Origin of the sequence: Streptomyces griseochromogenes, assembly GCF_001542625.1 — a bacterium.
GTDB lineage: Bacteria > Actinomycetota > Actinomycetes > Streptomycetales > Streptomycetaceae > Streptomyces > Streptomyces griseochromogenes.
In genome coordinates, this window is record NZ_CP016279.1 from 4132615 (window position 1) to 4146078 (window position 13464).

Here is a 13464-nt window from a genome sequence, read left to right on the forward strand (position 1 = left end):
GTGGCACCGCTTCCGTTCCAGCGTAGTGCGTCGCGCGCGTCCGTGAACCGCGACCCCCGGCGACCGGGTCGGTCGGTCGAACACGGTCAAGGAGGAAATCCGGTCGATGTGACACGCGGAGCAGGTGCGCACTTCCGCACCCTTGACGATCGCGTATGGCAAGCCGTCAGAATCTGTTTGTTCACGATCAGTTGTGAGTACTTCTGGGCCCTGATGAGGGAGAGCCGCCATGACGGTCACTCGCAGATCGGTTCTGGTCGCAGCCACGGCAGTGCCTGTGGCCGGAGCGCTCCTGGACGGCGCCGCCGCGGCGGCGGCCACCGGACCGTCCGCTGCCGCCGGAGGACGCCATGCCGTCCCGCTGCGCGACGGCTGGCGGTTCGCGCTGGCCGACCCGGGCGGCATCACCGACCCGACCGGCGCCTACGCGCATGCCGCCGAGCCGGGGTACGACGACTCGGGCTGGCGCGAGGTCGCCGTCCCGCACGACTGGAGCATCGAGCAGACCCCCACGACGGAACACGGCACCAGCAGCGGCACCGGCTTCCTCCCGGGCGGCCTCGGCTGGTACCGGCTCACCTTCACCCTGCCGCCCGGGTACGCCGGCCGGCGGATCTCGGTGGAGTTCGACGGCGTCTACATGGACTCGTACGTCTACTGCAACGGCACCGAGGCCGGCCGCCACCCCTACGGCTACACAGGCTTCGCCTTCGACCTCACCGACCTGGTGCACACCGACGGCGGCACCCCGAACGTCCTCGCGGTCAAGGTCCGGAACCAGCTGCCGAGCAGTCGCTGGTACTCGGGCAGCGGCATCTACCGCGAGGCCCGCCTGGTGATCACCGAGTCCGTGCACGTGGCCCGCTGGGGCACGTACGTCACCACGCCGGAGGTCACCGCCGAGCGGGCCGTGGTGCGGGTGCGGACCGCCGTGACCGACGCGTCCACCGCCGGCACGGACGTCCAGGTCCTGTCCCGGATCACCGGCCCCGACGGCCGTACGGCCGCCCGAGCGTCCACGACGGTCGCCGTCTCCGGGCAGGCCACCGAGACCCACGAGCTGACCGTCCCCGAGCCCCGCCTGTGGGACTTCTCCGCCCCGGAAAACCGTTACACCCTGCACACCGAACTCCGCGTCGGCGGCCGCACCGTCGACACCCACCGCACCTCCTTCGGTATCCGCACCTACCGCTTCGATCCGGACGAGGGCTTCTCCCTCAACGGCACCCCCGCCAAGATCAAGGGTGTCGACCTCCACCACGACCAGGGCGCCCTCGGCGCGGCGATCAGCGTCGACGCGGTGCGCCGGCAGATGACGATCATGAAGTCGATGGGCGTCAACGCCCTGCGCACCTCGCACAACCCGCCCTCGCCGCAGATGATCCAGGTCTGCGAGGAGCTGGGCATCGTGATGATGGTGGAGGCCTTCGACTGCTGGCGGACCGGGAAGACCAGGTACGACTACGGCCGGTTCTTCGACGAGTGGTGCGAGCAGGACGCCACGGAGATGGTCCTGGCCGCCCGGAACTCGCCCGCCGTCGTCCTGTGGTCCATCGGCAACGAGATCCCCGACTCCACCTCGACCGCCGGGCTCGCCATGGCCGACCGGATCATCGGCGCCATCAAGGCCGCCGACGACACCCGACCGGTGGTCATCGGCTCGAACAAGTACCACGGCGTGCCCGCCACGGGCTCGGCGGCCGACCGCATGCTCGCCAAGCTCGACGGCCTGGGCCTGAACTACAACACCGCCAGATCGGTCGACGCCCTGCACGCCAAGTACCCGCACCTCTTCCTCTTCGAGTCCGAGTCCTCCTCGGAGACCTCGACCCGGGGCGCGTACCAGGAACCGGACCACCTGAACACCGGCGAGAACCACACCCCGGGCAGGCGGGAGACCTCCTCCTACGACAACAACCTCGCCTCCTGGACGCTGAGCGGCGAGTACGGACACAAGAAGGACCGGGACCGGAAGTGGTTCGCGGGGCAGTTCCTGTGGTCGGGCATCGACTACATCGGCGAGCCGACCCCGTACGACGTCTTCCCGGTGAAGGCGTCCTTCTTCGGCGCGGTCGACACGGCGGGTTTCCCGAAGGACATGTACCACCTCTTCAAGAGCCAGTGGACCACCGAGCCGATGGTCCATCTGCTGCCGATGACCTGGAACCACGAGGAGGGCGACACCGTCGAGGTCTGGGCCTACGCCAACGTGCCGTCCGTCGAGCTGTTCCTGAACGGACGGTCCCTCGGCGTCAGGGAGTTCGACGTCAAGAAGACCACCGACGGCCGCCCCTATCTGGAGACCACCGAGGCCACCGGCGACGACAAGACCTTCACCGACGGCCCCTACCCGGGCAGTTACACCAGCCCCAACGGCAGCGCGGGCAAGCTGCACCTGACGTGGAAGGTGCCGTACCGGCCCGGCGAGCTGAAGGCGGTGGCCCGGCGGGACGGCAAGGTGGTCGCCATCGACGTCCTGCGCACCGCCGGTGATCCGTACGCCGTGCGGCTCACCGCCGACCGGAAGTCCGTCGCCGCCGACGGCCGTTCGCTGGTCTTCGTGACCGCCGACATCGTGGACGCCCACGGTGTGGTCGTACCCGGCGCGGATCACCTCATCGCCTTCGACGTGAGCGGCGGATCCCTGGCCGGAGTCGACAACGGCCGCGAGGAGAGCGCCGAGCGGTACCAGGCCGGTACCCGTACCGCCTTCCACGGCAAGGCGCTCGCGATCGTCCGGTCCGCGGACGCAGTGGGCGAACTGAGGGTCACGGCACGGGTGGACGGCCTGCGTGAGGGCACGGTCGGCGTGCGCACCACACCGGCCGGATCCGCCGCCACCACCGCCGCGCCGGCGTTCGAGCCCGATCACCCGCAGGCCCCCGACTTCCCCCGGGCGGACGCGAGTTACTCCGGCCGCGAGGACACCCCGCCGGCCGCGATGCTGGACGGCGACCCGGCCACCGGCTGGTCGAACGCCTTCGCCAAGCCGGCCACGCCCGTGCTGCCCGCCTTCGGCGGCGCCCGGCCGAAGGACTGGGTGTCGGTGGACTTCGGGCACGTCCGCACCGTCGACCGGCTCGCGGTCTCGTTCACGGTCGACGGCGCGCACGCCCTGCCCGCCGGAGCCGAGGTGGCGGTGTGGGACGGTCACGCGTATGTGCCGGTGACGGGTGCGAAGACCGACTGGGCCACGGCCTCGGACAGCCTGACGCTGATCACCTTCGAGGCGATGCGGGGCTCACGGGTGCGCCTCACGCTCACCAGCGCCCGCCCCGGTGAGGCCGGGGGAGCGATGCGTATCAGCAAGCTCGACCTCTGAGGGTGGCCGAGGACCCGGCCGGAGTGCCCGTGCGCAGGTGTCCCCGGCCGGACCGTTGACGAAGTGTCAGAGCCCCCCTCGTCACCGACGCCGCCACCCCGCTGCCCTGGCAGCCGAAGGACGCCGACGGAAGGACGCTCGCCGAGGGCCGGACCGTGCCGCGCGGCACCGACGTCTCCTCCGGGCAGAACGTCCACACGATCGACTTCGGTGCCTTCCGCGGGCGCGGCACGCACTTCACGCCGGTCGCCGACGGTCGGACCAGCCGTCCCCTCGGCATCGGGACCGGCGCTTACGAGCGACTGCGCCTGGACTCGCTGAAGTACTACTACACCCGGCGCAGCGGCATCGCGATCCGCGACGACCTCCGCCCGGGCTACGGCAGGCCCGCTGGGGCCGCACGGCGGCGGCACGCGGCCGACACCTACCTGGCGACGGCCGCGCCCCAGCCGTACGGCATGCCGTACGCACCCGACGGCAACCGGTACGGCAGTTCTGCTACATCGACGACATCCAGTCCTGGTCCACCGACGAGACGGCCGTCGACTGGAACGCGGCACTGGCCTGGACGGCCTCGTTCGTGGCGGACCAGGGCTGGCCCCTGGGGCTCTCGCGCCGGATCATCCGGTCATTTGCGGTACCCGAGGATGGTCATCATGCCGCTCTCCGAGTGGTACTGGTTGTGGCAGTGGAGCATCCACAGGCCGGGGTTGTCGGCGTCGAACTCGCAGACGATCTTCCGGTGGGGGAGGACGATGGCGGTGTCCTTGCGGGCACCGGCGGCGTCCAGCCCGGTCAGCGCGAACGTGTGGCCGTGCAGGTGCAGCGGGTGCCACATGTCGGTGGCGTTGATGAGGGTGAGCCGTACCCGCTCACCGGCGTGCACCGGGTGGCGCTGCCGCACGTCGTACAGCTTGTGGTCGATGCCCCAGTCGTACCTCGCCATGGTGCCCGTGATCCTGATGCGCATCTCGCGGTCGACGTCACGGTCGTCGAGGGCCACGGAGTCGTCCGGTACGAGGCGGCGGGCGGGGATGACCTTCCCGTCCAGTTCGTCCGGGCGGACCTTGGCGGGGGGAGCGCTTCTGCCGTTGTCGGTGCGCAGGAGGGCGAGGCCCTGGCCGTTCTTGCCCTCGGCCTGCGCCACGAAGGGGAAGACGCCGTCCCCGGCGGTGACGAGGACGTCGTACCGCTCCGCCATGCCCACGAGGAGGGCGTCGGTCTCCTGGTGCTCCACGGGATAGCCGTCGGTGTGCGTGACGGTCATGGTGTGGCCGCCCAGCGCGACACGGAACGCGGTCTCCGAGCCGGCGTTGATGATCCGCAGCCGGATGCGCTCGCCGGGACGGCACCGGAACACGCGCGGATGGGTGGGCGTACGGCCGTTGACGAGGTAGTAGGGATAGGCGACGCTGCCCGCTTCGCCGTGCAGCATGCGGCTGTGGGAGTTGCGCAGCACGCGGGAGGGACCGTCCGGGCGGCCGCGTTCGGGACCCATGGCCATGCCTCCCATGCTCATGCCCCCGCCCGGCTTGAGCTGGTGGAGCACCCGGTCGGGCGTGGAGCCGTCCACGCCGTCGACCCAGTCGTCCAGGACGAGGATCCATTCCTTGTCGTAGGAGAGCGGCTCCTTCGGGTCGTCGACGATGAGGGGGGCGTACAGACCGCGGTCGGGCTGGAGCCCGACGTGGGAGTGGAACAGGTAGGTGCCCGGATGGGCGACGGTGAAGCGGTAGGTGAAGTCGGCTCCGGGGGCGATGGCCCGCTGGGTCAGGTCCGGGGCGCCGTCCATGTCGCAGCGCATGCGGACGCCGTGGGAGTGGAGCGTGGTGGTGGTCGGCAGCCGGTTGGCGAGGGTGAGGCTGAGGACGTCACCGGCGGTGATGCGTACCAGCGGGCCGGGAAGCGTGTCCTGGTAGGCCCAGGTCCGGACCTGGCGCCCGCCCAGGTCCAGCGTGGTCTCGGAGGCGGTGAATCTGAGCATGCGCACCGGGCCGGAGCCGCGTTCGCGCTCGGCGGCGCGGACCTCCGGACCCGACGGGTCGACATATCCCGCGGGCCCCGGCGGGACGAAGTCCCCGTCGGCCGCCCTGAGCTCGGGGCCGGTGCGGGCTTGGGCGCCGGAGCCGGTGCAGGCAGGCAGGAGTGCCGTGCCGACGGCAGCGATCGGGGCACGGAGCAGGGTACGCCGCGAAGGTGTGTGCATGAAGGAAATAAGACACGTTTTGAGCTGATATCTGATGGATATACGGCGGCGCGTCTGATGATGTCGAGTGTTGCGGGGGCGTGGGTGCCCCGCCCGCTTCAGACGGCGTCGTGGAACACCAGCCCCAACGTGCGGCGCCGACCGGACCGCACGGTGCTCACACCGTGCCGCATCGCCCCGGCCGACCAGCCACGACGCGTCCGCACGGGGCGCTCCCGGGTCGTGAACACCAGGCCGTGCCCCTGCCGCAGGACACTGGCCGTCCCGCGCGACTGGGCGCGCGGCCGCTGCTCCACCATCAGGAACTCGCCGCCGGTGTAGTCGGTGCCGTACGCGTCCAGGGCGATCACCACCTGGAGGGGGAACACCAGCTCCCCGAACACGTCCCGGTGCAGGGCGTTCCAGTCGCCCGGACCGTAGCTGAGCAGGATCTGCGCCGACCGGTCCTGGCCGGCCGCGTGGCACCGCCGAAGCCAGGTGTCCAGGGAGTCCGGCCAGGGCGCCGGGCGGCCCAGGCGGGCCGCCCAGTCCCGGGCGACGGGGAGCAGGCGAGGGTAGAGGGCGGCGCGCAGCGCGGCCACGGGGGCGGGCAGGTCGTGCGTGAAGTAGCGGTACGCGCCGGACCCGAACCGGTGCCGGGCCAGATGGACGGTGGTGCGGAACAGATCCGGCTCGTCGTACAGGGCGGCCAGCCCGGCGCACTCGCCGGGCGTCAGCAGGGGCCCTGTGGGTGCGCTGCCCTGTTCGTCCAGTCCGGCGGCGAGCGCCGTCCAGTCGGTCCGGGCGGCGCGGCGACGAGCCTCGGCCTCGGTGAGCTCCATGACTCCTTCCTCCTCACGCCAGGGTCGGCTGAAGCGCACCCTCGTGGGTGAGCAGCCACAGCTTGCGCTCGACCCCGCCGGCGTACCCGCGCATCGAGCCGTCCGCGCCGATCACCCGGTGGCAGGGGCGCACCAGCAGCAGGGGATTGGCGCCGAGCGCCTGACCCACCGTGCGGATCGCGTCCCGGGGCACGCCCAGCCGGGCGGCCAGGTCGCCGTAGCTGGTCGTGGTGCCGTACGGGATGTCCTCCAGCGCCTGCCACACCCGCCGCTGGAACGGGGTGCCGGCGGCGGCGAGCGGCAGACGGAAGCGGGTGAGGCGGCCGTCGAAGTACGCCTCCAGTTGGCGTCGCGCCTCGGCGAACGCCCCGTCGTCGCGCTCCCCGGCACGCACCGCCGGCGCACCGCGCTGCCCCGGCAGGGACAGCGAGGCGAGCGTGAGTCCGGCGGACTTCTCGCCGGTCAGCAGCAGTTCGCCGAGCGGGCTCGGGCAGGTGGTGTGGACGGTGTGTGTGGTCATCGGGTCCTCCGGGCTTGTGTGACTCCAGACGGTTCGCTGTCGAGTCTGCTGCGCGCGCCGCCCCGCGACCGGCGGAAATCGGACCTGGCCCTTGGACTCTGCGGGTACCGCTGGGAAGCTGGTGGAAAGGGTGCTTGACCTGCTGGTATTTACGGGTGGGTACCCGCGCGGTACCGTGAGGGCATGCCAGCTCTCAACGTGGAGTTCAGCGAACGCGAACTAGAGGACCTGCGGCAGATCGCCAAGGAGCGCGGTACGTCGATGAAGGCGCTCGTGCGCGAGGCCGCCGCCGCCGACATCGCCCGGCACCGCGCGCTGCAGGAGGGCGCGGAGGCCTTCCGGAGCTTCTTCGCCGCCCACGCCGAGGAGTTCGCGGCCGCGTTCCCCGACGACGAGGCCCCCGCCAAGGGCGAGGCCGCCTGAGTGATGCCTTCCGTCATCCACATCGACGTCCCCTGGCTGCTCCAGCGGCACGAGGAGGTCCTTCCCGACCAGCCCACGGTCGACGACTTCTCCGCGCTGGTCGCCGCGGTCGCCCGGCACCGCGTCGACCCGCCCCGGCTCGGCGTGGACTCCGACCCCGCCTGGCGGGCCGCCGCGCTGCTGCACACCCTCGCCGTCCTCAAGCCGCTGCCCGCGGCCAACGCCCGCTTCGCCTGCGCCACCGCCGTGGCCTACATGTTCACCAGCGGCGTCGGTATCGACCCGCCCTACGGCGCCCTCGTCGACCTGGCCCGCGACCTGATCTCCGGCAAGACCGACGTGTACGGCGCGGCCGACCGGCTCCGCTCCTGGCAGATCTGACACCGCCCCGGCCGCCGGGGGAAGCCGCCGGGGCCGCCGGCCGGGGGCGGGAGGAACGGGCCGGCGGCCGGCTTCGCGCGGGAGAACCGCCGCCCCGCGCGGGGCCCACCGAGAAGGGCCTGACCCCAGTCCACCCCCGGGCCGTGTGCCCCGGGAGCGTGCGCGGCCCACGGGCGTGTGCGCCCTGTTCACACGGGGCGCGGGGAAAGCCGAAAGCAGCCCTGCGGGACCTGGTCCCCAGCATGATTTCTGACTTTATTTCAAACCCGTCGATGTCTTACGTGCGCCTTGTTGCGTGTGTGGAAGTTGTGCAAGGGTTGAAACACTCGTGCGGGGGATAATGGCCGGGGTTCTTTCGGCAGTTGGGGAACCGGGTCGCGACGGCACCGGTGAATTCCCGCTCCCCGCACGCGTATCTTCCGAAGTTCGCGCCGACGCACCATACGCAACAAAGGAATCCGCTCCGTGTCCACCCCCCACCCTCCCTGTCCTCCCTACCCGCCCTCCGGCGGTGATCCCGCGGAGTCCGACGAATCCGTCGCCGCGCCGCTGCGCGCCGGTTCCGACGCAGAGGCGGCCCGGTCCGCCGCGCTGCTGATGGCCCGGCACTGGCAGCCGGTGCACGACTACGCGGTCATCTGCCTGGCCGCACCCGGGCCCCTCGCCCATATGGTCACCGCAACCGCCTTCCACCAGGTCCTCGACCGGCTCGCGCTCGGCGAACCAGCCGAGGCGCTCAGGCCCCGGCTGCTCGTGGCAGTCCGGGACACCGTCGTGAACTGGTCAGCCACGGACCGAATAGCCGCCGTGCTGCCCGGACTCCGCAAACCCGCCGGGGGCCGCGGTATGCGCACCGCGAAGTCCCTGATACCGGAAAACCGCACACTCTCCGAACGTTCATTCCATAGCCTTCCCAGACTCGAACAGGCGTTGCTGTGGCACGCCGAGGTCGAGGCCGAGCCGATAAACGTTCCCGCCGGGTTGCTCGGCATGGACATCGGCGGTGCGGCGGCCGCACTCGAACAAACCCGCGAGAATTTCCGCGAAGGCTGCGTACGCGCACACCGGGAACTCGCGCCGAGCACCGACTGCCGCCACTACAACCGCCTTCTCGACGGGCCGATCCGCCGGGGCGGCTCCCTGTTGCCGGACGTCCGGCAACACCTCGACGCCTGCCCCTACTGCCGGCACGCCGCCGAGCAACTGGGCCAGATCGAGGCGGGAGTGGGCGTGCTGCTCGCCGAAGCGGTCCTCGGCTGGGGCGCCCGCCGGTACCTCGACTCGCGCCCGGGCCGCCGAGGGCCCGGCCCCGCCCGTGGCCCCGGCACCTCCCGGCGCTCCGGCAGACGCCGGCGCGGCGGGCCGAAGCCCGGGCTCCTCGGGCGGGTCACGGTGCCCGGCGGACGCCGGCGGGGCGGAGCGGAGCCGGGGGTGCTCGGCCGGATCACCACGCCCGCGCGCCGCGCGCGGGAGCCCGGCCGGGCCGCCTCCGGGACCGGCTGGTCGTCCAGGACGCTGCTCACCGGCGTCGGCGTCGCCTCGGCCGGGCTGCTCGCGACCGTCCTCGTGATCAGCGCGTGGCCGGACGGCGGCGACGGCACCGACCCCGTCGCCTCCAGGGGCACGGCCCCCGGTACCGACGGTCAGTCACCACCCGCCTCCGCCACCGCACCCGGCACCGCGGGCCTGCCCTCAGCCGGCCGTCCCACCCGGCTGCACAACGCCGCGGCAGACCTGTGCCTGGACATCAAGGGCAGACCGACGGCGGGCGCCAGCGCGGTGCTCGCGGTCTGCTCCGCCGCGCCGACACAGCGGTGGACGTACGACGCCGACGGGCTGCTGCGCAGCTCGGCCGACTCCGCCCTGTGCCTGGACTCGCACGCCGACGCCGGTGTGGTCATCCTCGGCACCTGCGCCGACGCCGGCACCGAGCGGGAGGACGACGTGCGCTACGACCTCACCGTGCAGGGCGAGTTGCTGCCCCGCTGGGACGAGACCCTCGCCCTCGCCCCGGCGGGCCCCGGCGCGGGCGCCGACATCGTCGTCAAGGTCCGGGACCGATCCGCCGACCAGCGCTGGCTGGCCGACGGGCCGTCGGCCAGTCCCGGCTCCCTGTCGGTCGCCGGCACCGAAGGCCCCTCCGCACAGCCGGCGGAGCTGCCCGGGACGGACACGTAGCGCCCGGCGCGGAGGACGTCCGCGGGAGCCCTGGGACAGGATGATCGTCCTCAAGGGCTCCCGCACCCGGCCGACGGCCGGAGCTCATACGGATGCCTCGTGGAGGTCGTCCGCGGTGACCGTCGCGGGTGTGGCGTGTCCGGACAGCGCGAGGGTGAGGTCGAACTCCGCGAGCAGGCAGCGGATCACGTGCTCGACGCCCGGCTGACCGTCCAGGCCGAGCCCGTAGACGTACGGACGCCCGAGCAGCACCGCCCGCGCGCCGAGGGCGAGCGCCTTGAACACATCGGCTCCGGTGCGCACCCCGCTGTCGAACAGCACGGTCAGCCGGTCGCCGACCGCGGCCGCGACACGGGGCAGCGCGTCGGCCGCCGCCACGGAACCAGCCACCTGCCGGCCGCCGTGGTTCGAGACCACCACCCCGTCCATCCCGGCGTCCGCGGCGAGCCGGGCGTCGGCCGGGTGCAGGACGCCCTTGAGGACGATCGGCCCGTCCCAGTGCTCCCGCAGGAAGGCGAGGTCGGGCCAGGTGTGGCTCGCGTCCCCGAACAGGCCGAGGAAGTGCAGGACCGCCGCTTTCGGGTCCTCGTGCACGGGCTTGGCGAGGCCCGCCCGGAAGGCGGGGTCGGTGAAGTAGTTGGCGGTGCCCACCCCGTTGAGGAACGGCAGATACGCCTGGTCCAGGTCGCGCGGCCGGTATCCCAGGATCGGCGTGTCCAGAGTGACGACCAGCACCGTGAACCCGGCCGCCTTCGCCCGGCCGAGGAAACTGCGGGTCACCTCGCGGTCCTTGCCCCAGTACAGCTGGAACCACCGCTCGGCGTCCCCCATCGCCGCCGCCACTTGCTCCATCGGCGTGCTGGACGCGGACGACAGGACGTACGGCACGCCCTGCGCGGCGGCGGCCCGGGCGACGGCGGGCTCGGCGTCCGGATGCACGATCGATATGGTGCCGACCGGAGCCAGCGCCAGCGGCGCCGGCAGGGCGCGGCCCAGCACCTGGACCGACAGATCGCGCTCCTGCACGTTTCTGAGCATGCGCGGCACGATCCGGCGCCGGGCGAGGGCGGCCCGGTTGGCCCGGGCCGTGCTGCCGTCGCCCGCGCTGCCCGCCACATACCCCAACGGGCCAGGACCGAGCCGGTGTTCGGCCATCTCCTCCAGCCGGGTCGGATCGGTGGGGAGCCGGGGCACGGCACCCGACATCCCGTTCAGATAGATCTCGTACTGGAAGTCCGCCCAGTGCTTCGCCATCCGGCCGCCCGCCTCTCGTCGCTGGGTGCACGCGCTGCGGCCCGACGATAGTGGCGGGTGGGCGAGGACCGGCAGACGCCCTCAGCCGCGGTCGGCGGCCTCGCGGAGGATCTCGGCCAGCTCGTGGGGCGTGGAGAACATCGGCCAGTGACCGGTGTTCAGCTCCACCAGCTCCCAGCGCCCGCCCTCCAGCGCCTCGGCCACGGCGGGCAGCGGCGCACGGCCGTCCAGCACGCACTTGACGTACGTGGCCGGCAGCTCGGCGAGCGGGCGCTTGAGCACGGCCGGTTCGGTGAGCGTGCTCGCCGGGTGCGGGGTGCCCTCGCCGATGAGACGGGTGATCTGCTCGTCCGTGAGGTCCTGGTTCGCGTACGCCGCCGGGGGCAGGAGCGGCCACGCGTCGTCGTGCTCGGCGAGCGCGGCACGGATGTGGTCGCTGGGGAAGCCGTCGAGGAACGACACCCCGTCCGCCGGCAGGTTGGAGTCGACGAACACCACACGGCGCAGCCGGTCGCCGATCCGCTCGGCCGCCTGCCCGACCGGCACGCCCGAGTAGCTGTGTCCGACGAGGACGACGTCCCGCAGATCCAGTCGCTCGACCTCGTCGACGATGTCCTGGACGTGGATCTGCTGCCCCGTGGGCAGTGTCTGCTTCTCGGCCAGCCCGGACAGGGTGAGGGCGTGCACCTCGTGCCCGGCGGCGCGCAGGTCGGCCGCCACCTCGTCCCACGCCCATGCCCCCAGCCAGGCGCCGGCCACCAGTATGAAGTCGGTCATGGTCGTCAACGTACCGGATGGATCAGCCAACTCCGGCTCAAAAGCGTGGAGTTGTAAATTCCGGAAAGTCGAACGAGCCGAGGACGCGGGTGGAGCGGGCGCCGGGGCTCCTCCTGCCGGAAGGCGTCTCATCCGTCCGTGCCGTCGTCGGTCGGGGAATCGGCCACCTCCTCGGTGTCAGGACCCTGCGCCCGGACCCGCTGGACGTGTTCCAGGGACTCGCGCAACTCGGTCAGCCAGTCGTCGGTGTGGCGCTGGACCAGGCGCACGCACCAGGCGAGGGCGTCGCTGCGGCTGCGCGCGACGCCGCCGGCGATGAGGGTGTCCAGAACCTGGCGCTCGGGCTGGCGCAGCCTGGTCATCACCGGCGCCGCCACATGCGTGAACAGGGCGCGCTCCGCGCCGCACACCACGCCCCACGACACTTTCCGGCGGAAGAGGTGCTCGGCCTCGCGGGCCACCTCGATCCGGGTCTCCCGGGTCCGCTCCCGGAACTCCTGGATCCGTGCCTGTGCGGCGGTCTCCCGCTCGGCGTCCGAGGTGCCCTCGGCGAGCCGGGGCTCGGGGACGCGGCCGATGACGGTGATCTCCTCGCGGTCCGCGGTCACCTCGACCAGTTCCTCGAAGAGATCGTCGGGCAGCCGCCCGGCGAACCAGCCCCGCAGCTTCTCTCTCTTCTCTGAAGTAATCATGTAATCAACATTACTCGGCCGCCTTCATGAACGCAAGGAGTCGTGAAGGGCACGTGAAGGGGTTCGCTGTGGGGTGAAGGCGGAATGTTTCAGGCCTATTAACGAGGCGGTCTTTTTCGGCCATGGGACCGCTCTCAGCGATCAAGAACCGCTCAGTTGTGCGGTCGAAGTGCTCGAACTCCGTGACTTCACGCCACTGCTTCAACACGCAAGGTTACTGAAAGCCGTGGGTTGGATGTGTGTTTCGGTGGCGGACTCGGCAGAGTGGCGCTCGCCGCTCCGGCGCCGACCGGGCCGGAGCGGGCACCCGTCTAATCGAGCGGAAGGATGCATACAATGCGGAACACCGCGCGCTGGGCAGCGATCATCGGCCTCGCGGCCACCTCTGTCTGCGGCCCCCTGATCGGGGCCGCCGCCGCTGCACCGGACGCCGCCCCGTCGTCGCTCTACGCCCCCTCGGCGCTGGTGCTCACCACCGGCCATGGCGACAACGCGGCCTCGGCGACTCCGGAGCGCGCCGTCACCCTGAACTGCGCCCCGACGGCCTCCGGTACACACCCGGCCGCGGCCCAGGCCTGCGCCGAACTGCGTGGCGTCGGAGGCGACTTCTCGGCTCTCAAGCCCCGGGACGACGTGTGGTGCACCAAGCTGTGGGCCCCCGTCGTGGTCACGGTTCAGGGAGTATGGCAGGGCAAGCGCGTCTCCTATGAGCGCGTCTTCGGTAACACCTGCGTGAAGGACGCGCTGGACAGCAGCGTCTTCGCGTTCTAGGGCCGGGATCGCACGGACCCGTATCGTCGGATCAGGCCCGCAACTGGGGAGTGCGGCCCTCTGGATCGGGTACCTGCGATCTCGCACCGGGACTGGTGGGCGGAGTGGGGCCGCCCTCC

12 protein-coding genes and 1 pseudogene are annotated in these 13464 nt (G+C 71.9%); 6 read left to right on the forward strand and 7 right to left on the reverse strand.

Annotated elements, in window-relative coordinates; all coding sequences use genetic code 11:
• The first annotated feature begins 229 nt into the window (after positions 1-229).
• Together AVL59_RS17510 and AVL59_RS48245 are read left to right on the forward strand one after the other, a co-directional pair.
• Positions 230-3322: a glycoside hydrolase family 2 TIM barrel-domain containing protein gene (locus AVL59_RS17510; RefSeq protein ID WP_067305196.1), complete on the forward strand. Its 3093-nt coding sequence runs from the start codon at positions 230-232 to the stop codon at positions 3320-3322.
• A 71-nt stretch (positions 3323-3393) separates the two neighbouring features.
• Positions 3394-3717, forward strand: a pseudogene (locus AVL59_RS48245) (cellulase N-terminal Ig-like domain-containing protein); the annotation flags it as partial.
• 103 nt (positions 3718-3820) lie between these two features.
• Here the strand turns inward: AVL59_RS48245 and AVL59_RS55590 are convergent.
• The 4 genes from AVL59_RS55590 to AVL59_RS17525 form a co-directional block, all read right to left on the reverse strand.
• The gene (locus tag AVL59_RS55590; RefSeq protein ID WP_257785086.1) at positions 3821-3946 is read right to left on the reverse strand and encodes a hypothetical protein; all 126 of its coding nucleotides are present in this window, start codon (positions 3944-3946) and stop codon (positions 3821-3823) included.
• A 4-nt stretch (positions 3947-3950) separates the two neighbouring features.
• On the reverse strand, positions 3951-5528 hold the full coding sequence (locus tag AVL59_RS17515; protein ID WP_067305198.1) for a multicopper oxidase family protein: 1578 nt from the start codon (positions 5526-5528) through the stop codon (positions 3951-3953).
• A gap of 98 nt (positions 5529-5626) precedes the next feature.
• Positions 5627-6349: a 2OG-Fe(II) oxygenase gene (locus AVL59_RS17520; RefSeq protein ID WP_067305200.1), complete on the reverse strand. Its 723-nt coding sequence runs from the start codon at positions 6347-6349 to the stop codon at positions 5627-5629.
• Positions 6350-6362: 13 nt separating this feature from the next.
• Positions 6363-6869 carry a methylated-DNA--[protein]-cysteine S-methyltransferase gene (locus AVL59_RS17525; RefSeq protein ID WP_067305202.1) on the reverse strand — a complete coding sequence of 169 codons (507 nt, stop codon included), beginning with the start codon at positions 6867-6869 and terminating at the stop codon, positions 6363-6365.
• A 183-nt stretch (positions 6870-7052) separates the two neighbouring features.
• Here AVL59_RS17525 and AVL59_RS17530 point away from each other — a divergent pair, with 183 nt between their 5' ends.
• From AVL59_RS17530 to AVL59_RS17540, 3 genes are all read left to right on the forward strand, one after another.
• Positions 7053-7292, forward strand: coding sequence for a hypothetical protein (locus AVL59_RS17530; protein WP_067305205.1), 240 nt, complete (start codon positions 7053-7055; stop codon positions 7290-7292).
• 3 nt (positions 7293-7295) lie between these two features.
• Positions 7296-7673, forward strand: a complete 378-nt coding sequence (locus tag AVL59_RS17535; protein WP_067317399.1) for a toxin Doc — start codon at positions 7296-7298, stop codon at positions 7671-7673.
• Between the two features lie 465 nt (positions 7674-8138).
• Positions 8139-9851, forward strand: coding sequence for an RICIN domain-containing protein (locus AVL59_RS17540; protein WP_067305207.1), 1713 nt, complete (start codon positions 8139-8141; stop codon positions 9849-9851).
• An 84-nt stretch (positions 9852-9935) separates the two neighbouring features.
• Here the strand turns inward: AVL59_RS17540 and AVL59_RS17545 are convergent, their stop codons facing one another.
• The 3 genes from AVL59_RS17545 to AVL59_RS17555 all read right to left on the reverse strand — a co-directional run bounded on the left by AVL59_RS17545 (position 9936) and on the right by AVL59_RS17555 (position 12574).
• Positions 9936-11105: a lactate 2-monooxygenase gene (locus tag AVL59_RS17545; protein WP_067305209.1), complete on the reverse strand. Its 1170-nt coding sequence runs from the start codon at positions 11103-11105 to the stop codon at positions 9936-9938.
• 81 nt (positions 11106-11186) lie between these two features.
• A complete protein-coding gene (locus tag AVL59_RS17550; RefSeq protein WP_067305212.1) occupies positions 11187-11882 on the reverse strand; it encodes an alpha/beta fold hydrolase in 696 nt (231 codons plus the stop codon).
• 128 nt (positions 11883-12010) lie between these two features.
• A complete protein-coding gene (locus tag AVL59_RS17555; protein ID WP_067305215.1) occupies positions 12011-12574 on the reverse strand; it encodes a hypothetical protein in 564 nt (187 codons plus the stop codon).
• Positions 12575-12910: 336 nt separating this feature from the next.
• Between AVL59_RS17555 and AVL59_RS17560 the strand changes: the two genes are divergently transcribed.
• The gene (locus tag AVL59_RS17560) at positions 12911-13345 is read left to right on the forward strand and encodes a protease inhibitor (protein WP_067305217.1); all 435 of its coding nucleotides are present in this window, start codon (positions 12911-12913) and stop codon (positions 13343-13345) included.
• The last annotated feature ends 119 nt before the right edge of the window (positions 13346-13464 follow it).